General features: G+C 69.2%; 19 protein-coding genes and 1 tRNA gene. 7 read left to right on the forward strand and 13 right to left on the reverse strand.

From position 1 onward, the window contains the following. Positions 1–46 precede the first annotated feature (46 nt). A complete protein-coding gene (locus ACV7NM_RS23740) occupies positions 47–1,486 on the forward strand; it encodes a pyridoxal phosphate-dependent decarboxylase family protein (protein WP_463412167.1) in 1,440 nt (479 codons plus the stop codon). Next, on the forward strand, positions 1,458–2,867 hold the full coding sequence (locus tag ACV7NM_RS23745) for a lysine N(6)-hydroxylase/L-ornithine N(5)-oxygenase family protein (RefSeq protein ID WP_463412168.1): 1,410 nt from the start codon (positions 1,458–1,460) through the stop codon (positions 2,865–2,867). The genes ACV7NM_RS23740 and ACV7NM_RS23745 overlap by 29 nt, the downstream gene beginning before the upstream one ends. A 44-nt stretch (positions 2,868–2,911) precedes the next feature. On the opposite strand, the gene ACV7NM_RS23750 is transcribed toward ACV7NM_RS23745, so the two are convergent. After that, a complete protein-coding gene (locus ACV7NM_RS23750) occupies positions 2,912–4,726 on the reverse strand; it encodes a bifunctional metallophosphatase/5'-nucleotidase (protein ID WP_463412169.1) in 1,815 nt (604 codons plus the stop codon). 127 nt (positions 4,727–4,853) lie between these two features. Here ACV7NM_RS23750 and ACV7NM_RS23755 point away from each other — a divergent pair, with 127 nt between their 5' ends. Next, positions 4,854–5,558, forward strand: coding sequence for an SIMPL domain-containing protein (locus tag ACV7NM_RS23755; RefSeq protein WP_463412170.1), 705 nt, complete (start codon positions 4,854–4,856; stop codon positions 5,556–5,558). A gap of 179 nt (positions 5,559–5,737) precedes the next feature. Beyond that, on the forward strand, positions 5,738–7,165 hold the full coding sequence (gene pyk / locus ACV7NM_RS23760) for a pyruvate kinase (RefSeq protein ID WP_463412171.1): 1,428 nt from the start codon (positions 5,738–5,740) through the stop codon (positions 7,163–7,165). Positions 7,166–7,219: 54 nt separating this feature from the next. Here the strand turns inward: pyk and ACV7NM_RS23765 are convergent, their stop codons facing one another. After that, positions 7,220–7,729 carry a GNAT family N-acetyltransferase gene (locus tag ACV7NM_RS23765; protein ID WP_463412172.1) on the reverse strand — a complete coding sequence of 170 codons (510 nt, stop codon included), beginning with the start codon at positions 7,727–7,729 and terminating at the stop codon, positions 7,220–7,222. Positions 7,730–7,829: 100 nt separating this feature from the next. Here ACV7NM_RS23765 and ACV7NM_RS23770 point away from each other — a divergent pair, with 100 nt between their 5' ends. Both ACV7NM_RS23770 and ACV7NM_RS23775 read left to right on the forward strand, forming a co-directional pair. Continuing rightward, positions 7,830–8,285, forward strand: coding sequence for a MarR family transcriptional regulator (locus ACV7NM_RS23770; protein ID WP_463412173.1), 456 nt, complete (start codon positions 7,830–7,832; stop codon positions 8,283–8,285). 89 nt (positions 8,286–8,374) lie between these two features. Beyond that, positions 8,375–8,533, forward strand: a complete 159-nt coding sequence (locus ACV7NM_RS23775) for a hypothetical protein (protein ID WP_463412174.1) — start codon at positions 8,375–8,377, stop codon at positions 8,531–8,533. Here ACV7NM_RS23775 and ACV7NM_RS23780 read toward each other — a convergent pair. Together ACV7NM_RS23780 and ACV7NM_RS23785 are read right to left on the reverse strand one after the other, a co-directional pair. Then, on the reverse strand, positions 8,530–9,279 hold the full coding sequence (locus ACV7NM_RS23780; RefSeq protein ID WP_463412175.1) for a helix-turn-helix domain-containing protein: 750 nt from the start codon (positions 9,277–9,279) through the stop codon (positions 8,530–8,532). The two genes, ACV7NM_RS23775 and ACV7NM_RS23780, sit on opposite strands and share 4 nt — an antisense overlap. 110 nt (positions 9,280–9,389) lie before the next feature. After that, positions 9,390–9,464, reverse strand: a tRNA-Leu gene (locus ACV7NM_RS23785). 75 nt (positions 9,465–9,539) lie between these two features. Here ACV7NM_RS23785 and ACV7NM_RS23790 point away from each other — a divergent pair. Beyond that, positions 9,540–10,217: an ANTAR domain-containing response regulator gene (locus ACV7NM_RS23790; protein WP_136217190.1), complete on the forward strand. Its 678-nt coding sequence runs from the start codon at positions 9,540–9,542 to the stop codon at positions 10,215–10,217. 73 nt (positions 10,218–10,290) lie between these two features. Here ACV7NM_RS23790 and ACV7NM_RS23795 read toward each other — a convergent pair whose 3' ends face one another. The 9 genes from ACV7NM_RS23795 to ACV7NM_RS23835 all read right to left on the reverse strand — a co-directional run bounded on the left by ACV7NM_RS23795 (position 10,291) and on the right by ACV7NM_RS23835 (position 20,328). Then, positions 10,291–11,007, reverse strand: coding sequence for an ABC transporter ATP-binding protein (locus ACV7NM_RS23795; RefSeq protein ID WP_329194392.1), 717 nt, complete (start codon positions 11,005–11,007; stop codon positions 10,291–10,293). Beyond that, on the reverse strand, positions 11,004–12,044 hold the full coding sequence (locus ACV7NM_RS23800) for an ABC transporter ATP-binding protein (protein WP_463412176.1): 1,041 nt from the start codon (positions 12,042–12,044) through the stop codon (positions 11,004–11,006). The genes ACV7NM_RS23795 and ACV7NM_RS23800 overlap by 4 nt, the downstream gene beginning before the upstream one ends. Before the next feature lie 3 nt (positions 12,045–12,047). Further along, complete coding sequence (locus ACV7NM_RS23805) at positions 12,048–13,871, reverse strand: branched-chain amino acid ABC transporter permease (protein WP_463412177.1); 1,824 nt, start codon at positions 13,869–13,871, stop codon at positions 12,048–12,050. Further along, a complete protein-coding gene (locus ACV7NM_RS23810; protein WP_401526303.1) occupies positions 13,868–14,797 on the reverse strand; it encodes a branched-chain amino acid ABC transporter permease in 930 nt (309 codons plus the stop codon). The genes ACV7NM_RS23805 and ACV7NM_RS23810 overlap by 4 nt, the downstream gene beginning before the upstream one ends. A 104-nt stretch (positions 14,798–14,901) precedes the next feature. Continuing rightward, positions 14,902–16,134, reverse strand: coding sequence for a branched-chain amino acid ABC transporter substrate-binding protein (locus ACV7NM_RS23815; protein ID WP_463412178.1), 1,233 nt, complete (start codon positions 16,132–16,134; stop codon positions 14,902–14,904). Positions 16,135–16,434: 300 nt separating this feature from the next. After that, positions 16,435–17,115: a Tat pathway signal sequence domain protein gene (locus ACV7NM_RS23820; RefSeq protein WP_463412179.1), complete on the reverse strand. Its 681-nt coding sequence runs from the start codon at positions 17,113–17,115 to the stop codon at positions 16,435–16,437. Then, positions 17,064–17,483 carry a hypothetical protein gene (locus ACV7NM_RS23825; RefSeq protein WP_463412180.1) on the reverse strand — a complete coding sequence of 140 codons (420 nt, stop codon included), beginning with the start codon at positions 17,481–17,483 and terminating at the stop codon, positions 17,064–17,066. Before ACV7NM_RS23825 ends, ACV7NM_RS23820 begins: the two co-directional genes overlap by 52 nt. Positions 17,484–17,540: 57 nt before the next feature. Next, entirely contained in the window at positions 17,541–17,999 is a 459-nt protein-coding gene (locus tag ACV7NM_RS23830) for a PaaI family thioesterase (RefSeq protein ID WP_463412181.1), read from the reverse strand. Between the two features lie 58 nt (positions 18,000–18,057). Beyond that, complete coding sequence (locus ACV7NM_RS23835; RefSeq protein WP_463412182.1) at positions 18,058–20,328, reverse strand: FdhF/YdeP family oxidoreductase; 2,271 nt, start codon at positions 20,326–20,328, stop codon at positions 18,058–18,060. Positions 20,329–20,466: the final 138 nt, after the last annotated feature.

The following is a 20,466-nucleotide window of genomic DNA, read 5'->3' on the forward strand; positions in this document are numbered from 1 at the left end:
CGGGGACCAGGCTGTCCCCGCCCAGCCACCGCTTAAGGACACCCGGATGACCAGCCCGCCCGGCACCCCGCCGCCCCCGCCCCCGCTCGCCGGCGGCCCCGGCGGCGCCGACGCCCTGCGGCCCCTGCTCGACACCGTCCTCGACGCGCTGCGCACCGGAGCCCGAGAACGCGGCGGACCCCTCCCGGCCGGCGGACCCGAAGCCGTCACCGCCCGCGTCCGGGCCGCACTGGGCGACGTACTCCCCACCCACGGCACCGGCGACCACGAAGCCCTGCGCACCCTCGTCCACACCCTCGCCGCCGGCGCCGCAGACCCCGCCGACCCCCTGTGCGCGGCCCACCTGCACTGCCCGCCGCTGGCCGTCGCCGCCGTCGCCGACCTCGCCGCCTCCGCCCTCAACCCCTCCCTCGACTCCTGGGACCAGGCCCCCGCCGCCTCCGCCGTCGAAGCGCTCCTCACCCGCGCCCTCGCCGCCGAGTTCTACGACACCCCCCGCGCCGACGCCCTCGTCACCACCGGCGGCACCGAAGCCAACCAGCTCGCACTCCTGCTGGCCCGCGAACGCCACGGACCCCACCTCACCGTCCTCCACGGAGCCAACGCCCACCATTCCGTCCCCCGCGCCGCATGGCTCCTCGGACTGTCCCCCGCCACCGCCCTGCCCACCCCCGCCGGGACCCTCGACCCCGCCCGCCTGGCCGAAGCCCTCACCCGCACCACCGGCCCCGTCCTCGTCGCCGCCACCGCGGGCACCACCGACGCCGGCCTCATCGACCCCCTCGGCCCCCTCGCGGACCTCTGCCACCGCCACGGCGCCGACCTCCACATCGACGCCGCCTACGGAGGCCTCCTCGCCCTCAGCCCCCGCCACCGCGCCAAGGTCGACGGCCTCGCCCGCGCCCAATCCATCACCCTCGACCTGCACAAACTCGGCTGGCAACCCGTCGCCGCGGGACTCCTCGCCGTCCCCGACACCGCCCTGCTCGGCCCCCTCGCCCACCAGGCCGACTACCTCAACGCCACCGACGACACCGAAGCCGGCCTCCCCGACCTCCTCGGCCGCTCCCTGCGCACCACCCGCCGCCCCGACGCCCTCAAGATCGCCACCACCCTGCGCTCACTGGGCCGCGACGGACTCGCCCACCTCATCGACCTCACCTGCGCCGCGGCCCACCGGCTCGCCGACCTCATCGACGCCCACCCCGGCTTCGAACTCCACGCGCACCCCACCATCAGCACGGTCCTCTTCCGCCCCACCCCCACGGACGACGACCGGCTCGCGGCCCTGCGCCGCACCCTCCTCCTCGACGGCACCGCCGTACTCGGCCGCGCCACCGCCGACGGCCGGCTCTGGCTCAAAGCCACCCTGCTCAACCCCCACACCACGCAGCGGGACCTGGAAGCCCTCCTCACCCTCCTGGCCCCGTCACCCTCCCGGAAGGCAGCACCCACCGATGACCGCGCAACCCGAAGCACCCCATGACCTCGTAGGTATCGGCATCGGCCCCTTCAACCTCTCCCTCGCGGCCCTCGCCCACGGCCTGCCCGGCCAAGGAACCGGAGAGCTCGCCACCGCCTTCTACGACCAGCGCAGGGATTTCCGCTGGCACCCCGGCCTCCTCATCGACGGGGCCACCCTCCAAGTCCCTTTCCTCGCCGACCTCGTCACCCTCGCCGACCCCACCAGCCCCTGGAGCTTCCTCAACTACCTACGGCACAAGGAACGGCTCTTCCCGTTCTACTTCGCCGAGCAGTTCCACATCCAACGCGCCGAATACGACGCCTACTGCCGCTGGGTCGCCGGACGCCTGCCCGGGCTCCACTTCGGCCACCAGGTCGACGCCGTCCGCTGGAACCCCGAACGCGACCTCTTCGAAGTCGACTTCACGCAGCTCGACGCCGACGGCGAAGCCGAAGCCCTCGGCCGCAGCTACACCCGCAACCTCGTACTCGGCGTCGGCACCGCCCCGTACGTGCCCGAACCCCTGCGCCCCCTAGCCGAAGCCCCCACCGTCCCCGTCATCCACTCCTGCGACTACCTCGACAACCGTGAACGCGTCCTCGGCGCCGAACACGTCACCGTCATCGGATCGGGCCAGTCCGGAGCCGAAGTCTTCCTCGACCTGCTCCGCGCCCGCCCCGCCGGCCGCGAACGCCTCACCTGGCTCGCCCGGACCCCCGCCTTCGCCCCCATGGAGTACTCCAAACTCGGCCTGGAACACTTCACCCCCGACTACACCCGCTACTTCCACGCCCTCCCCGAACCCGTCCGCGACCAACTCGTCCCCGCCCAGTGGCAACTCCACAAAGGCATCGACGCCGACACCATCGCCGCCATCCACGAGGAGCTCTACCGCCGCACCCTCCAAGGCGGCTGGCCCGACGCCGTCCTCACCCCCGGCGTCAGCGTCCGCACCGCCGGCCGCGTCGCCACCACCAAGGTCGAACTCCACCTCGAACACACCCAGCAGGGCACCCGCTCCCGCTTCACCACCGACGCCGTCGTCCTCGCCACCGGCTACCGCGAACGCCCCCTCACCAGCCTCCTCGCCGGCCTCGACCCCTACCTCCGCAAGGACTCCGCGGGCCGCCCCCGCATCGACGACCGCTACCGGATGAGCCTCGACCCCAGTGTCACCGGCAGCGTCTTCGTCCAAAACGGCGAACGCCACACCCACGGCGTCGGAGCCCCCGACCTCGGCCTCGCGGCCTGGCGCAGCGCCGCCATCCTGAACACCCTGACGGGCAAAGAGGCCTACCCGCAGCCCACCCGCACCGCCTTCACCACCTTCGGACTCGACCAGCGCGAACACGCCCGCCCCCACCCCACGAGCGAACTGCTCCCGCTGGTCGAGCACCCCTGACGACGACCGACACCCAGGCGACCAAGGGAAGCCCGGAGCGGCGACTACGGGAAGACCGGCACCCCGGCCCGCGTCAAACGCCAGTCCACCGACGCGAAGCCCGCCGGATCGATCGACCCCTTCGCCTTCACCCACTGGATGATCGTGTTGCGGATCTCCTCGGAGTTCGACCACAGCTGCTCGGCCTGCGGGACGTGCGGGAAGTTCCCACCGCCCGAGGCCCGGTAGTTGTTCACCGCGAACACGAACCGCGCCGCCGGATCCACGGCCTTCCCCTGGAAGGACAAGCCCGTGATCCGCGACCCCACCGGCTGCGCGATGTCGATGTCGTACGTCAACCCGTACACCGCGTCGTAGTTGTAGTCCGGAACACCCTCCGAGTTCGTCAGCTTCGCCGGATCCACCACATCACCCGGAGCGGTACGCACGTAGTACCGCGCCGAATACTCCAGGTAGTCCTTCAACTGGGCGCCGGTCAACAACCGCGCCTCCAGGGTGTTCTCGAACGGGTACAGCCCCGCCGCATCCTTGATCGTCACCTGCCCGGCCGGGATGGACGCCGTCCGCGAGAAGCAGGACGCCTGCGACAACACCGGCAACGCCGCCCACTGCGTGCCCGCCAGAGCCGCCTTCACCGTCTCCGCCTGCACGTGGTTGATCAGGTCGATGATCGGAACGTCCTTCACCGGACCCTCCTGCGAGGACATCGCCCGCGTCGACGTACCGATCACCTGGTTGACGTACGCGACGACCTTCCGGTGCTCGTCCGACAACAACCCCGTGATCTTCGGGTCCTCCACCGCCGTGTTCGAGTTCAACACCTGCGCCCCGACCTTCGCCACCGACCACCGGCCGCGCTCCCACACCAGGTCGAAGTCGAACAGCGTCAACCGCTGTCCCCACTTCAACGGCTCGGACAGCACCACGTCCTTACCGGTCGCCTTGTTCCTCACCCGGTACTCCGGGATCTCCGCGTGCGCGTGACCCACCAGGATCGCGTCGATCCCCGGCACCTGCTCCGCCACCAACCCGGCCGCGTTCTCGATGTACGGCAACTGGTCGCCGTAGCTCGACGTACCGCTCGACCCCGAATGCGCCGACACGATCACCACATCCGCACCCATCGAACGCAGCCGCGGCACGTACTTCGCCGCCTGCTCCTCCAGACCCGGGAACGTCATCTTCCCCTGCACGTTCGCCTTGTCCCAGATCGCGATCCCCGGGTTCGTCAGCCCCAACACCGCCACCTTCACGTCCCGCCCGTGCGGGGTCCGCAACCGGTGCATGCTGTACGGCGGGAACGCCGGCTGCAACGTCTTCGCGTCCAGCGCGTTCGCCCCCAGCAGCGGGAAACGACACTGCTCCTGGAACTTGCGCAACACCGGGATGCCGTAGTTGAACTCGTGATTGCCGAGCGCCGCCGCGTCGTACCCCATCGCGTTCATCGCCTGCGCCATCGGATGCACCGGACCCCGACGCGCGGTGATCGGGTCGACCTTCGCGTAGTAGTACGCGAGCTGCGTGCCCTGGATCGTGTCACCGGCGTCGATCAGCAGCGTGTTGCAACGCCCCTTCCGCGCCCGCACCTGCTCCACCAACGTGGAGATCTTGGCCAGACCGACGTCGTTGTGCGCCTTGTCGTCGAACTCCTTGTCCGTGAAGTAGTCCCAGTTGAAGACATTCCCGTGCAGGTCGGTGGTCCCCATTACCGTGAACGAGTACGTGCGCGAACCGGAAGGCCCGCCCGTCGCGGACTCCTCCACCGCGGCTGCCGCCGGGGTGCCCGAAGCCCCCGCCAACGCCACGGCCGCACCCGTCGCAGCCGAAGTACCCAGAAATGTCCTGCGGTCGAACGCCATGCCGTCTCCCCTTTTGAGGCCTGTACAACGCGCGTAGATTCTGACCCAGGGGTAACAACTCACAACACCCCCACCAGGTTTCGATCCGATGACCACACCCCCACGACCACAGTGCGAGAGTGAATCCATGACTCAGGACGCCACGCACCAGCCCTACGGAACCCCCGAAGTCCCGCGCGTCGCGGTCCGCGGCGAAGCCCGACTCGAAGTCGACCCCGAGATCGCCCGCATCGGCATCACCGTCAGCGCCCGCGGCACCGACCGGCGCACCGCACTCGAAGACCTCACCCGCCGCAACAACGCCGTACTCGACCTCGTCAAAAGCTACGGCGACCCCGTCGAAAAGCTCGAAACGGGCGCCTTCTCCATCACCCCCGAACTCACCCGCCACGGCCGCGCCGAACGCGTCCGCGCCTACCACGGCCGCGTCCTCATCACCGCTGAGCTCAACGACTTCACCACCCTCGGCGAACTCACCACCCGCCTCGCCGACCTCGAACTCACCCGCATCGACGGCCCCTGGTGGGCCCTGCGCCCCACCTCACCCGCCCACGGCCGAGCCCGCCGCCAAGCCGTACTCGAAGCCGTCCAGCGCGCCCGCGAATACGCCGAAGCCCTCGGCGCCCGACTCGCCGCCCTCGTCGAACTCGCGGACCTCGGTGCCGAGAACGCCGCCCCCTTCGCGGCCGCCCCCGGTTCCGGCATGCGCACCATGGCCTACGGCGCCCCCGCGGAACCCGCCGGCGCCCCGCCCCTGGACCTCGAACCCCAGCGCCAGACCGTCTACGCCCAGGTGAACGCCCGGTTCACGATGACTCCTCCCCAGCTCTGACCACCCCCGACAAACAGCCGACGAACCTCCCGAGAAAGCCTCTCCGCGCCGCCCCGGGGGTGCTCATCGGAGCACCCCCACGCACATTCAACAATTGTCAACAACCTTTTGCCGAACGGTTGTTGATTGGACACCCTGAACCAATTTCCTACTCCCTGGTAGGGGCATACGCTCGTTTCATGCGCCGAGCAAAAATCGTTTGTACCCTGGGGCCCGCCACCGACTCGTACGACCAGATCAAAGCCCTGGTCGAAGCCGGAATGGACATCGCCCGCCTCAACCTCAGCCACGGCACCTACGCCGAACACGAGGAGCGCTACCAGCGCGTACGCAAGGCCTCCGACGAGACCGGCCGCAGCGTCGGCATCCTCGCCGACCTTCAAGGTCCGAAGATCCGACTCGGCCGCTTCCGCGAAGGCCCCGTACTCCTTGAACGCGGTGACGAATTCACCATCACCGTCGAAGACCACGAAGGCGACCGCCACACCTGCGGCACCACCTACAAGGGCCTCGCGGCAGACGTCACCACGGGCGAACGCATCCTCGTGGACGACGGCCGCGTCACCCTCCAGGTCACCGGCGTCGACGGCCCCCGCGTCCACACCCTCGTCGTCGAAGGCGGCATGGTCTCCGACCACAAGGGGCTCAACCTGCCCGGCGTCGCGGTCTCCGTCCCCGCCCTCTCCGAAAAGGACCTCGACGACCTCCGCTGGGCCCTGCGCGCAGGCGCCGACATCATCGCCCTGTCCTTCGTCCGCAGCGGCCGAGACATCGAAGACGTCCACCGCGTCATGGACGAGGAAGGCCGCCGCCTCCCCGTCATCGCGAAGATCGAAAAGCCCCAGGCGGTCGAGAACATCGACGACATCGTCGCCGCCTTCGACGGCATCATGGTCGCCCGCGGCGACCTCGGCGTCGAAATGCCGCTCGAACAAGTCCCCATCGTCCAAAAGCGCGCCGTCAAACTCGCCAAGCGCAACGCCAAACCCGTCATCGTCGCCACCCAAATGCTCGACTCGATGATCGACAACTCCCGGCCCACCCGAGCCGAAGCCTCCGACGTCGCCAACGCCATCATCGACGGAACCGACGCCGTGATGCTCTCCGGAGAAACCAGCGTCGGCAAATACCCCGTCGAGACAGTGCGCACCATGGCCCGCATCGTCGAAGCCGCCGAAGAAGACATCCTCGCCAAGGGCCTCCCGCCCCTCACCGAACGCAGCAAACCCCGCACCCAAGGCGGCGCCGTCGCCCGCGCCGCCGCCGAAATGGGCGACTTCCTCGGCGCCAAGTTCCTCGTCGCCTTCACCCAGAGCGGAGACACCGTCCGCCGGCTCTCCCGCTACCGCTCACCCATCCCCCTCCTGGCCTTCACCCCCGACCCCGCGACCCGCTCCCAACTCAACCTCACCTGGGGCGTCGAAACCTTCCTCGGACCCCACGTCGACTCCACCGACGCCATGGTCGACCAAGTCGAAGAAGAACTCCTGCGGATCGGCCGCTGCGTACCCGGCGACATCGTCGTCATCACCGCCGGCTCACCCCCCGGCGTCACCGGCTCCACCAACCTCGTCCGCGTCCACCACATCGGCGACGCCGTCAGCTGACGACACCCGCCGGCAAGACGAGCCCCGCCGCGAAAACCCCCGGCGGGGCAGCCCTCACCCCAGACCCGCGCGGCAATCAACGGCCCAGTGGTTGGACGCCAAGAGCCGCCCCGCGAACTCCACCTCGCACGCACCGACGAACCGGAAGCCCAAAGACCGGCACATTGCGTTCGAAGCACCGTTCCCCGCCGCCGGAAACGCGTGCACCAGACCCCAACGACCGTCCTCCCGTGCGAGTTCCAACACGCCACGGACGGCACCGTTGCCCAGCCCCCGCCCCTGGAACTCCGGCAACACCATCCACCCGATCTCCGACACCGGCCCGTCCCCGGAGTCGTGGGACCACAGGGTCACCGTCCCCGCCACCACCTCGGGCACAGCCGGATCAGGGACGATCATCTTGATCCAGTCGACATCCGCCGCCGCCCTGCGGACATCCCGCTCCACCTTCTCCACCATGCCCTCACGCGGCAACGGCCCGCCCAGATCGGCCATCATCACGGGATCGCACCGCATTCGGACGTACGCCCCGACATCACCGAGCTCCACATCACGCAACCGCACCGTCAACTCCTTTGGATCGCTTGAGGCCTAGCGGAGCGGGACAAACGACCCACCACGACACCTTGACCTCAACCTAAGTCGAGGTCCTACCTTCAACCACATGGACATCAAGCCCTACCCCGAGGAACAACTCGCCGCCCAAGCCATCGGCTACTGGAGCCGCGAAGCCGCCAACCTCGTCATCACCGGCCTGCGCACCGCCCTCGCCGAAGAACACCTCACCCAACCCCACTGGTGGATCCTCAACCACGTAGCCGGCGCCCCCGGAGCCTGGACCCCCGCCACCCTCACCGAAAAGCTCACCCGCTTCGACGACCAGAACACCGACTTCGAAGCCGTCTACGAAGACCTCACCACCCGCGGCTGGCTCACCACCACCCGCGGCACCCTCGCCCTCACCATCGAAGGCGAAGCAGGCCGCCTGCGCGCCCACGACCGCAACGCGGCCGTCCACGCCCGCATGCGCCAAGGCATCGACACCCCCACCTACGCCGCCACCATCGACACCCTCCGCCGCATGGTCGCCAACCTCGGCGGCGACGCCGACCTCCCCTGAGCGACGCCCTGACCCCCCGCCCCACTGTCAGACACGGCCTCCTCCCCTCCGCCCAAGTCCGCCGGTGCCTCCCCGAGGTGGAGCGGACCTTGACCTTCACCCCGTCCGAGCGTTCCCGCGCCGACGCCCAGGACTGGCTGGACTACGCGAAGGACGAGGAATCCGTCCTCGACGGCCCCTTGCGCGTCTGGCGCACCGCCGTCGAGAACGGCAAGGGCCTCTGCGGCCTGGCGGTCCACCTCGCCTAGTACTTGGCCCCGATGTGCGCGTCCATCAGGGCCACCGAGGCCTTGCGCGCGACGGACACGTTGAAGGGGTCACTGCCCCGGGCCAGGACGGTGTACCGCACGCCGACCTTGGTGAGGGTGTCCGTGCAGAGCCGCCGGATGTCATCGGACTTGTTGGTGAAGAAGTACCGGGGGTACTCGTACCGCTTGCCGTTCCGCACGGTCCAGTTGGTGACCCGGCACCCGTCGGAGTGGATCAGCCCCCGCAGGAACTCCCAGGGGTGGGCGTCGACGATCTCCTGCTGCCAACCTTCGAGGACGATCCGCCGCTCGTGCTTCTTGCCGGGGCCGTGCTGGGGGAACATGCACGTCCAGTGACGCCCGTAGCTCGTCACGGCCACGCATCCCTGTTTCTGCAACACGTAGACCTTGTCGTTGGGGCGTACGGCTGTGATCGCGTCCCGGCACTGCTCGATGAGGCCCGGCCACGCGTCCGCGCAGGCGATCCGGAGGTGGTGCCCGCCCCGGGGGTGGGGGCTGACGCACCCGTCACCGAGGTAGAGGCCGAGCAGATAGGCGTAGGCGGCGGTCTCGGTGGGGGCCGAGCAGGGCGCTGCCTGGTTGAGCAAGTGGGACCGGGGTTCGAGCCGGGTTTGCCAGGCCCGGATGGCCGACCGCGATATGCCGGTCTCTTTGCTGACGGAGTTCAGACTGCGTCCGTCGGCGAGCAGCCCGATCACGTGCTTGCGGATGAGCATGTCGTACACACGGCCGACGCTGGCGCGAATATTTCGTTCGCGTGGGCGATTCGGGTGAGCTTCGCTGGAACGAGTGAAGGTCACGCGATTCACGCGTGACCTTCAAAAATAAGGAAAAGTGCCCCGGGTCGGACTCGAACCGACACTGAATGGGTTTTGAATCCATCGCCTGCTGCCAATTGGGCTACCGGGGCCCAACGAATCGAAGGTTACCCCCGACCCGCTGCGAGACCACCTTACCGCAGCTCGGTAGGCTCATGGGAGTTTGAATGCCCCGCAACGAGGAGCCACCCGTGACCGCCGAGCACGAGTCGACGCCCACGCCCGACGCCGACCAGTCGCACGTTCCGCCGCTGACGACCCGCGTCGTCATCGCCGAGGACGAGGCGCTCATCCGTCTCGACCTGAAAGAGATGCTCGAAGAGGAGGGGTACTCCGTCGTCGGCGAGGCCGGGGACGGCCAGGCCGCCGTCGAGCTGGCCCGGGAGCACCGGCCCGACCTGGTGATCCTCGATGTGAAGATGCCCGTCCTCGACGGGATCTCCGCCGCCGAGAAGATCGCCGAGGAGTCCATCGCCCCGGTCCTGATGCTGACCGCGTTCTCGCAGCGCGACCTGGTGGAGCGGGCGCGGGACGCCGGGGCCATGGCGTACTTGGTGAAGCCGTTCAGCAAGAGCGATGTCGTCCCGGCCATCGAGATGGCCGTCTCGCGCTTCGCGGAGCTGAAGGCGCTGGAGAAGGAGGTCGCGGACCTCTCGCTGCGGCTGGAGACCCGCAAGCTGGTGGACCGGGCGAAGAGCATCCTGCAGACGCAGTACGGGCTGACGGAGCCGGCGGCGTTCCGGTGGATCCAGAAGACCTCCATGGACCGTCGTATGTCCATGCAGCAGGTCGCCGAGGCGGTCATCGAGGACGCCGAGGAGAAGAAGCAGAACGCCGCCCAGTAGGGGCGTGGAACGCGCGTGAGGCCCGTCACCGGATCGCGGTGACGGGCCTCACGTACGTGGGACGGCGGAGGGGTCAGTCCTCGCCGAGGTAGGCCTTGCGGACGTCCTCGTTGACGAGGAGTTCGCGGCCGGGGCCGGACAGGACGACCTTGCCGATCTCCATGACGTGGCCCTGGTCGGCGAGCGAGAGCGCCGCCTGGGCGTTCTGCTCGACGAGCAGGATGGTCGTGCCCTGGGACTTGAGTTCGGCGATGGTAGCCATGATCTTCTGCATCATGAGCGGCGAGAGGCCCATCGACGGCTCGTCGAGCATGAGCAGCTTCGGACGGGACATGAGCGCGCGGCCCATGGCGAGCATCTGCTGTTCGCCGCCCGAGAGGGTGCCGGCGGCCTGCTTGCGGCGCTCTCCCAGGATGGGGAAGAGGTCGTAGGCCCGCTGGACGTCCTTCTGGATGCCGTCCTTGTCGCTGCGCAGGAAGGCGCCGAGGAGGAGGTTGTCCTCGATCGTCATGCGCGGGAAGATGTGCCGCCCCTCGGGGGAGTGGGCGAGTCCGAGCGCGACGATGTCGTGCGCGGGGACCTTCTTGAGCGACTTGCCCTGGAACTTGATCTGGCCGCCGCGCGGTTTGATCAGGCCGGAGAGGGTGCGCAGGGTCGTGGTCTTGCCGGCGCCGTTGGTGCCGATGAGGGTGACGATCTCGCCCTCGTCGACGCTGAAGGAGATGCCTTTGACGGCTTCGATCTTGCCGTAGGCGACGCGGAGGTCCTCGACCTCGAGGAGTGCGGTCACTTGGCTTCTCCGTCCGTGCTGGTGGTGCTGTGCGCCTCGGTGGCCTCCGGGGTTTCGGCGGCTTCGGGGGCCGCGGGAGTGTCGGTGGCCTCGGTGGCTGCGGGTGCCTCCGGGGTATCGGCGGTTTCCGTGACCTCGGTGACCTCGGTGACCTCGGTGACCTCGGTGACCTCGGTGACCTCGGTGGTCTCCGCGGTTACGGGGGCCTCGGCGGCTTCGACTTCCGCGATCTCCTCGTCGCCGGGGGCGCCTTCGAAGGGTTCGCCGAGGTAGGCGGCGACGACGCGCTCGTCGCTCTGGACCTCGGTGGCGGTGCCTTCGATGAGCTTTTCGCCTTGGACGAGGCAGGCGACGCGGTCGCAGAGGTTGAAGATGAAGCGCATGTCGTGCTCGATGACGAGGACGGCGATGCCCTTGTCCCGGATGGCGAAGATGAGTTCTTCGGTGGTCCGGGTCTCCTGCGGGTTCATGCCGGCGGTGGGCTCGTCCAGGAGGATGAGGCCGGGGTCGCTGGCGAGGGCGCGGGCGATCTCCAGCTTGCGCTGTTCGCCGTAGGGAAGGTTGCGCGCGAGGTGTTCGGCCTTGTGGGCCAGACCGATGAACTCCAGGAGTTCCATGGCCTTCTCGCGGCTGGCTTCTTCGGCGCGGCCGAAGCTGGGCAGGCGCAGGAGGGCCGCCCAGAGGCCTTCCTTGGTGCGGGTGTGGCGGCCGACGAGGACGTTTTCCAGGACCGTCATGTTGTTGAAGAGACGGATGTTCTGGAAGGTGCGGGCGATTCCGGCCGCGGTGACCTTGTAGGACTTGGGTGGCAGGACCGTGCCCTTGTACCGGACTTCGCCCTCGGTGGGGATGTAGAGGCCGGTGAGGCAGTTGAAGAAGGTGGTCTTGCCGGCGCCGTTGGGGCCGATGAGGCCGACGATCTCGCCGCTGCGGACGGTGAGGTCGACGTTCTTGACGGCGGTGAGGCCGCCGAATCGCATGGTGACGCCGCGGGCGTCGAGGACGGTCTCGGCGGTTGCCGTGGTGGTCGTCGTCATGGGTCAGACCCCTGTCTTGCCGAGGACTGTGGGCGCTTCGAGGTCCGCGTGGAGTTCGAGCTGGTTGCGCCGGTTGGGGATGAGGCCTTCGGGGCGCAGGCGCATGAGGATGACGAGCGCGATGCCGAAGACGAGGAGCTGGTATTCGCCCAGGAACTGGAGCTTGTTGGGGATCATGAAGAGCAGGGCGCCGCCGACCAGGGGGCCGGAGATGGTGCCCATGCCGCCGAGGACGACCGCGGCGAGCAGGAATGCCGAGTTCGGGGGGACGGCGTTGGCGAAGACGTACTGGTCCGGGGTGACGGTGTAGTTCACGTGGGCCTGTACGGCTCCGGCGAGGCCGGCGAGGGTGGCGCCGAGGGCGAAGGCGACGAGCTTGACGCGGAAGCCGTTGATGCCCATGGCTTCGGCGGCGGTTTCGTCTTCGCGGATGGCGACCCAGGCGCGGCCGATGCGGGATTCCGCGCTGCGGCGGAAGACCATGATCACGATGAGGGTGACCAGGAGCATCAGCAGGAAGTAGTTGGCGAAGCGGCCGACGGTGAATCCGGCGATGGTGTGGTTGGCGCCGAAATCGAAGCCGAAGAGGTCGACGTTGGGGACGCCGGCGATGCCGTTGGGGCCGTTGGTGAGGTCGGGCCCGGAGACTCCGTCGAGGTTGTTCATGGAGATCCGGAAGATCTCTCCGAAGCCGAGGGTCACGATGGCGAGGTAGTCGCCGCGCAGGCGCAGGGTGGGGGCGCCGATGAGGACGCCGAAGACCATGGACGCGGCGGCGCCGAGGAGGATGGCGGCCCAGAAGGGGAGGTGTACTCCGAAGGGGGAGTTGGGCGAGCCGGAGACCAGGGCGGCGGTGTAGGCGCCGACGCCGAGGAAGGCGACGTAGCCGAGGTCGAGGAGCCCGGTGAGGCCGACGACGATGTTCAGGCCGAGTGCGACGGTGGCGAAGATGAGGATGTTGACGCCGAGGGTCGCGTACTGGTCGTCGGTCTGGGTGAGCGGGAAGGCCGCGGCGGCGGCGAAGGCGCCGACGAGTGCGACGTTGCGGTGCTTGGTGGTGAGGGCGGTGAAGCGGGCGAGCAGGCCGGCCTTGTTGAGGGCGGCGAAGCCGAAGCCGGCGGTGATGAGGAAGCCGATGAAGAGTTCCTGGTACGGCGTGGTGATCCCGTAGGTGAAGACTCCGAGGGTCACCGCCAGGACGGCCGCGATCAGCAGGATCTCGGCCCAGGCCGGGATGGCGCGGGCGGGGCGCGGCGCGTGGTTGGCCAGGGCGGCCTTGAAGGTCGTCCAGGTGTTGCCGAGGTGGTGCTTGCGCTGTTCCCAGGGGGTGTCGTCGGGGTCCGGGGCGTCCAGGACGGGGCGGGCGAAGGGCAGCGCGAGGGCGCCGATCAGGGTGAGGAGGGTGGCTGCGGCGACGACGTAGCCGCCGGGTTCGAGGTTGACGACGCCGCCGAGGGTGACGGTGATGGTGACGATCGTGTACCAGGCGGTGGCGAAGGCGGCGAGTGCGGCGAGTTTGACGGCCGCGTCGGCGCCTGCGGGGGTGAGCCAGCCGAGGCCCTTGATCCCGTAGGAGGCGAGTCCGAAGAGGGTGGTGAGGGCGCCGCCGATGAGGACGAGCCACTGGAGGCCGCCGGGGTAGCCGTAGACGGTGAGGTCTCCGGGGAAGGCTGCGGTCCAGGTCCAGGACAGGAAGCAGGAGATGACGGTGAGGACGCCGCCGCCGGTGGCGAGGAGGCGCGCCGTCTTCTCGGGGATCGCGATGAAGCCGGTGTCGGCTGCGGTGGTGTTCGCGGTGTCCGCGGTGATGGTCGTCATGGTTCTCACGCCCTGTCCGCCACGCGCTCGCCCAGCAGGCCTTGGGGCCTCAGGAGGAGCACGAGGATGAGGAGTACGAACGCCCAGGTGTTGCCCCAGGACTGGCCGCCGAGCTGGCTCATGCCGGGGACGTCGGCGATGTAGGCGGTGGTGAGGGTCTCGGCGAGGCCGAGGACCAGGCCGCCGATCATGGCGCCGTAGATGTTCCCGATGCCGCCGAGGACGGCGGCGGTGAACGCCTTGAGGCCGAGGATGAAGCCCATGCGGTAGTTGACTTCGCCGTACTTCAGGCCGTAGGCGACGGCTCCGACGGCGGCGAAGGCGGCGCCGAGGGCGAACGCGACCGTGATGATGCGGTCGGTGTTGATGCCCATGAGCTTCGCGGTGTCCGGGTCCTGGGCGGTGGCCTGCATGCCGCGGCCGGTGCGGGTCTTCTTCACGAAGAAGCCGAGGAAGGCCATGGAGATGGGGGCGGCGATCAGGAGGAACACGTCACCGGTCTGGATGGTGACGCTGCCGAGGTGGAAGGCGCCGCCGGGGATCTGCGGGAAGACTACGGAAGACTTCGCGTCGGGGTACCAGGCCCATACCGCCTGCTGGAGGACGATGGAGAGACCGATGGCGGTGATGAGCGGGGCGAGCCGGGGCGCGCTGCGCAGGGGCCGGTAGGCGAAGCGTTCGGCTCCGACGGCGATGGTGGTGGCGACGATGACCGCGCCTATGAGCATGAGCGGCAGCGCGATCCACATGGTGGTGCCGGTGGGGAGCATCAGCCAGACCGTGAGGGCTCCGAAGCCGCCGGTCATGAAGATCTCGCCATGCGCGAAGTTGATGAGCTGGACGATGCCATAGACCATCGTGTAGCCGATGGCGACGAGCCCGTACATGGATCCCAGTAGCAGGCCGTTGACCAGCTGTTGCGGCAGTTCGTGCACCGCAGGTCCTCCGAGTCTTTCGACGGATGTGACACCGCGCGGGGCGCTGTGCGCGCCCCGCGCGGCAATGAGGGGTGAGCTGCTAGCGAGCTAGCGGAGGGAGGTCAGCTGCCGAGGGTGCCGGACTCGACGGTCTTGAAGTCGTCGCCGTCGACCTTGTAGACGGTCAGCTGCTTGTTGGTGGCGTCACCGAACTCGTCGAAGGAGACCTTGCCGGTCACGCCGTCGAAGTTGACGCCCTGGACGGCTTCGAGGACCTTGGCGCGGGAGTCGGAGGGAAGCTTGCCGTTGTTGGCGTCGGCGACCTTCTTGACCGCTTCGATGATGGCCCAGGCGGAGTCGTACGAGTAGCCGCCGTAGGCGGAGTAGTCGTCCTTGTAGCCGGCCTTCTTGTAGTTGGCGATGAAGTCCTTGGCCGAGGGCAGGGTCTCGACGGGTGCGCCGACGGAGGTGCAGAGGTCGCCCTGGGCTTCGGCACCGGCGAGCTCGACGTACTTCTTGTCCTTCATGCCGTCGCCGCCGACGAGGGGGATGTTGGTGCCGGAGGCCTTGATCTGCTTGCTGAGGGGGCCGGCCGCCGGGTATTCGCCGCCGTAGTAGACGACGTCGGCGCCCGAGGACTTGACCTGGGTCACGATGGCGGAGAAGTCCTTGGACTCCGGGTCGATGTGGCCTTCGCCGACGACCTGGCCGCCGAGCTTGGTGAACTCGCCCTTGAAGGTTCCGGCGAGGCCGGCACCGTAGGTCTTCTTGTCATCGATGATGAAGACCTTCTTCTTGCCCGCCTTGTTGAAGAGGTACTGCGCGGCGAAGGGGCCCTGGATGGCGTCCGTGGTCGCGGTGCGGAAGTAGCTCTTGTAGGTGCGGACCTTCTGGCCCTCGGCCCACTTGGGGCCCTGGGTCAGGGAGGGGCTGGTGTTGGCCGGGGAGATCTGGGCCAGTTTGGCGTCGTCGAAGACCTTCTGCATCGACTCGGACACCGAGGAGTTCAGGGGGCCGACGACGCCGAGGACGTCCTTGTCGGCGGTGAGCTTGGTGGCGTTCTGCTGGCCGGAGGAGGCCTGGGCCTGGTCGTCGAGGGCCTGGATCTTGAAGGTGACGCCCTTGACGTACTTCTTCTCGTTGGCCTGCTTGGCGGCGAGGTCGGCGGAGTTCTTGATGCCGAGGCCGAGGGCGGAGAGGTCGCCCGTCAGCGGGGCGTCGACGCCTATGACGACCGTGGTGTTGCCACCGTCACCGGTGGAGCCGGCCGAGTCGTTGCGCGAACCACAGGCGGTGAGAGTGAGAGCGCCCGCGGCGAGGGCGGCCGTCACGGCGATGAGCTGACGATGACGCACGATCAGTCCTTTCCTGGCGCCGCGTCCCCCCTGGGACGCGTCGAGTCGAACGCGCGGAACCGAACTGAGTGAAATCCGGTGGTCGCGGTAACTGGCGGTGACTCTAGGCGGGACTTCGTACGTTATGGAGGGCTCAGGCCAATGATGTGACTCTCTTGTTATGCCACGGCGTAATACATACCGGACCCGTGCGGGTGGAACGGGGGAATTCCGGCCGGTTCGTGCAGTCCGCATCATGAGACGCGGCAGGACCGTGGGGCGGGTTCAGTCCTGTCTTTCCAGGACTCTGGGGCGTTTTGCTCATGACGGCGGTGAGGTGGAGACGTCTCGATCTTCGGGACAGGCCCTGGTCAGAGCGACGGAAAGATCCCTGGCATATCGGTCACCAGGGATGTAACTGTGGTCCTCATTCTGGATTCCATTACTGAGGGTTACTTCCAGGAATGGCAGTCCGGAATTCCGTGCCACATGCACGCAGTCGGTGACCCGAATGTCGATGACCAGCTCGCGGAGCTCCCCCTCGGCCACCACGACGGGCAGGGCCGGCCGGATCGCTACGCTCAGTGCCCGCGAGGGCTGTGTGATGCGCTCGATCGAGACGGGCAGCTCGGAACTGTTGCGCACACGCACAGTGAACGTGAAGGCGGTGCCGACGGCGCCGGGCTCGATCGGTTCGCCGTAGCCGAGGGAGATGTTCTGGGAGGGCGCCGTCGGTGTCCGTGGGGTGGGACGGGGGCGCGCGGCGTACCGGTGGACGCCGCCGACGGCCAGCCCCGTGGCACACACCAGGGCGGTGATCGTGAGGACGGCCCGGCGGTGGCGCACGTAGTGGGAGCGGAGCCGAGCGAGCGCGGGGGTACGGGCCTTCGTGTGCGAGACCTCATGGCGCGAGGTGCCCTCGCCGGGCTCGACGGGGCCGATGCCGCCGCTCACTGCCAGGGCCCGCCGGTCGGGGTGCCCGAGCGGTAGCGCTCCGCGCACCGGCGGGCCGCCTCGCGGCCGGCGAGTTCGCGGGCTGCCGCCGGTCCGCGGGCACGCCGCTCGGCGCGTGCGACCTCGACGACGGCGCGCAGGATGTCGTTCTGGCCGCCGGACAGGCCCATGGCCTGGTAGTCGAGGCGGACGGGGTCGCCGGCCCCGTCGCCGTCATCGTCGCCGTCGAGGATGACGGTGGCCCAGTGGGTGATCAGGGCGTCACACAGTTCCCGGGGCGAGGTCGTGTGCGGGGCGGGGGAGCCGCCGGGTGCGGCGGCCGGCGTGGCGGTGGTGCAGCCGAGCAGCGCGGCGCTCAGGACGGCGGTCGCCGCGCAGGCGGCGGTGGCGCGCCGCGGCGCCGGTCCGGATCCCATGCGGGGAACGCTAGACCGGCGCCGGGGGCAGCACAACGGCTCTCCGCGGAACGGCTGTTACGAGTTCGTGTCGCGCAGGAGGCAGGTGAGGCGGGCCGTGCAGACGCGCTTGTCCTGGTCGTCGGTGATGACGATCTCGAAGGTGGTGGTGGAGCGGCCCTTGTGGACGGGGGTGGCGACGCCGGTGACCAGGCCGGAGCGGACGCCGCGGTGGTGGGTGCAGTTCAGGTCGACGCCGACGGCGATCTTGTCGATGCCGCCGTGCATCATCGCGCCGACCGAGCCGAGGGTCTCGGCGAGGACGGCGGAGGCGCCGCCGTGCAGGAGTCCGTAGGGCTGGGTGTTGCCCTTGACGGGCATGGTGCCCACCACGCGGTCGGCCGAGGCCTCCAGGACGCGGATGTCCATGCGCTCGCCGAGGTCGCCCGCCGAGAACAGGGCGGGCAGGTCGATGCCCAGGGCCGCGTACTGGTCGAGGACCTCCTGCGGGAACTTCACTGCGTGCTGCTCGCCCATGGGCCTGCTCCGTTCGTGTGTCAACGTTCGTTAACCATCTTGTCCTGGGGTCGTTCTATCAGGCCGGTTCGAAGCGCACGACGACGGACTTGCTCGCGGGGGTGTTGCTGGTGTCGGCGGTGGAGTCCAACGGGACCAGCACATTGGTCTCGGGGTAGTACGCGGCGGCGCAGCCGCGGGCCGTGGGGTAGTGCACGACGCGGAAGCCGGGGGCGCGGCGCTCCACGCCGTCCGACCACTCGCCGACGATGTCGGTGTAGGCGCCGTCGGCCAGGCCCAGCTCGGCCGCGTCCTCGGGGTGGACCATGACGACGCGACGGCCGCCGGTGATGCCGCGGTAGCGGTCGTCGAGGCCGTAGATGGTGGTGTTGTACTGGTCGTGGCTGCGCAGGGTCTGGAGCAGCAGCCGGCCCGCCGGGAGCTTGGGGTACTCCACGGGCGCGGCGGTGAAGTTGGCCTTGCCGGTCGCGGTGGGGAAGTGGCGCTCGTCGCGCGGGGCGTGGGGGAGGCGGAATCCCTCGGGGCGGGCGGCGCGGGCGTTGAAGTCCTCGAAGCCGGGGACGACGCGGGAGATCCGGTCGCGGATGGCCGCGTAGTCGCGTTCGAACTCCTCCCACGGGGTGCGCGAGGCGTCGCCGAGTACGGCGCGGGCGAGGCGGGCGACGATGGCGGGCTCGGAGAGCAGGTGGGGGGAGGCGGGCGGGAGGTTGCCGCGCGAGGCGTGGACCATGCCCATGGAGTCCTCGACGGTGACGAACTGCTTGCCGGAGGCCTGCACGTCCTTGTCGGTGCGGCCGAGGGTGGGCAGGATCAGGGCGCGCTTGCCGGTGACCGCGTGGGAGCGGTTCAGCTTGGTGGAGACGTGGACGGTGAGGCAGGCGCGGCGGATCGCGGCCTCGGTGACCGCGGTGTCGGGGGTTGCCCCGACGAAGTTGCCGCCCATGGCGAAGAGCACCTTCGCCTCGCCGTCGCGCAGGGCCCCGATGGAGCGGACCACGTCGTAGCCGTGGTGGCGGGGCGAGGTGATGCCGAATTCCCGGTCGAGGGCGTCGAGGAAGGCGGCCGCGGGCCGTTCGAAGATGCCCATGGTGCGGTCGCCCTGGACGTTGGAGTGGCCGCGGACGGGGCAGACGCCCGCGCCGGGCCGGCCGATGTCGCCGCGCAGCAGGAGCAGGTTCACGACCTCGCGGATGGTGGCCACGGCGTGCTTGTGCTGGGTGAGCCCCATGGCCCAGCAGACGATGGTGCGCTCGGAGGCCAGGATCATGGCCAGGGCGCGCTCGATGTCGGGGCGGCTCAGGCCGGTGGCGGTGAGGGTCTCGGCCCAGTCGGCCTTCTTCGCGGTGGCGGCGAACTCCTCGTACCCGTGCGTGTGCTCGCGGATGAACGCCTCGTCGGTGGCGCCGTCGGTCTCGATGACGAGCTTGTTCAGGAGGCGGAAGAGGGCTTGGTCGCCGCCGATGCGGATCTGGAGGAACAGGTCGGTCAGCGCCGTGCCCTTGAGCATGCCGAGCGGCTTCTGCGGGTTCTTGAAGCGCTCCGTGCCGGCCTCGGGCAGCGGGTTCACCGAGATGATCTTCGCGCCGGCGGACTTGGCCTGTTCCAGGGCGGAGAGCATGCGCGGGTGGTTGGTGCCGGGGTTCTGCCCCGCGACGATGATCAGATCGGCCTGGTGGAGGTCTTCGAGGGAGACGCTGCCCTTGCCGATGCCGATGGTCTCGTTCAGCGCGGAGCCCGAGGACTCGTGGCACATGTTGGAGCAGTCCGGCAGGTTGTTGGTGCCGAACTCGCGGGCGAAGAGCTGGAAGAGGAAGGCCGCCTCGTTGCTGGTGCGGCCCGAGGTGTAGAAGAGGGCCTCGTCGGGGGAGTCGAGGGCGCGCAGTTCCTCCGCGATGATCTCGAAGGCCCGCTCCCAGGACACGGCCTCGTAGTGGTCGGAGCCTTCCGCCAGATACATGGGCTGCGTGATGCGGCCCTGCTGGCCGAGCCAGTACCCGCTGCGGGCGGCGAGTTCGGACACCGGGTGCTCGGCGAAGAACTCCGGGGTCACCCGGCGCAGCGTCGCCTCCTCGGCGACGGCCTTGGCGCCGTTCTCGCAGAACTCGGCGGTGTGGCGTTTGTCGCCCTCGGGCCACGCGCAGCCGGGGCAGTCGAAGCCGTCCTTCTGGTTGACCTTGAGGAGGGTGCGGGCGGTGCGCCGCAGGCCCATCTGCCGCTCGGCGATCTTGAGGGTGTGCACGATCGCCGGCAGGCCCGCCGCCGCGTGCTGAGGAGGCGCGACCTGCGGCGCGTCCTGTACGGGATCACCTGCGGGCGGCTTGCTGGCCATGTCGCTCCCCTTCGAGCACTCGGGCATCGCGCCGGCGGGGCCGCGCGTTCGCATATCGAAGCGATCCTGCCACGCCCCGCCGACATCCCGGGCGGTCGGCCTCGTCGTCGGGGTCGGCCGGCCCGGATTGTCACAGCG

The sequence above is a fragment of the Streptomyces sp. Tek67B01 genome (genome assembly GCF_055231995.1).

What these genes read in the sequence shown, in the direction of transcription:
- ACV7NM_RS23835 (WP_463412182.1), bottom strand. Translation starts at nt 20,328, where the DNA reads ATGGCCAGCAAGCCGCCCGCAGGTGATCCCGTACAGGACGCGCCGCAG.
- ACV7NM_RS23790 (WP_136217190.1), top strand. Translation starts at nt 9,540, where the DNA reads ATGCCCCGCAACGAGGAGCCACCCGTGACCGCCGAGCACGAGTCGACG.
- ACV7NM_RS23770 (WP_463412173.1), top strand. Translation starts at nt 7,830, where the DNA reads ATGGACATCAAGCCCTACCCCGAGGAACAACTCGCCGCCCAAGCCATC.
- ACV7NM_RS23750 (WP_463412169.1), bottom strand. Translation starts at nt 4,726, where the DNA reads ATGGCGTTCGACCGCAGGACATTTCTGGGTACTTCGGCTGCGACGGGT.
- ACV7NM_RS23740 (WP_463412167.1), top strand. Translation starts at nt 47, where the DNA reads ATGACCAGCCCGCCCGGCACCCCGCCGCCCCCGCCCCCGCTCGCCGGC.
- ACV7NM_RS23830 (WP_463412181.1), bottom strand. Translation starts at nt 17,999, where the DNA reads ATGGGCGAGCAGCACGCAGTGAAGTTCCCGCAGGAGGTCCTCGACCAG.
- ACV7NM_RS23800 (WP_463412176.1), bottom strand. Translation starts at nt 12,044, where the DNA reads ATGACGACGACCACCACGGCAACCGCCGAGACCGTCCTCGACGCCCGC.
- ACV7NM_RS23825 (WP_463412180.1), bottom strand. Translation starts at nt 17,483, where the DNA reads ATGGGATCCGGACCGGCGCCGCGGCGCGCCACCGCCGCCTGCGCGGCG.
- pyk (WP_463412171.1), top strand. Translation starts at nt 5,738, where the DNA reads ATGCGCCGAGCAAAAATCGTTTGTACCCTGGGGCCCGCCACCGACTCG.
- ACV7NM_RS23755 (WP_463412170.1), top strand. Translation starts at nt 4,854, where the DNA reads ATGACTCAGGACGCCACGCACCAGCCCTACGGAACCCCCGAAGTCCCG.
- ACV7NM_RS23745 (WP_463412168.1), top strand. Translation starts at nt 1,458, where the DNA reads ATGACCGCGCAACCCGAAGCACCCCATGACCTCGTAGGTATCGGCATC.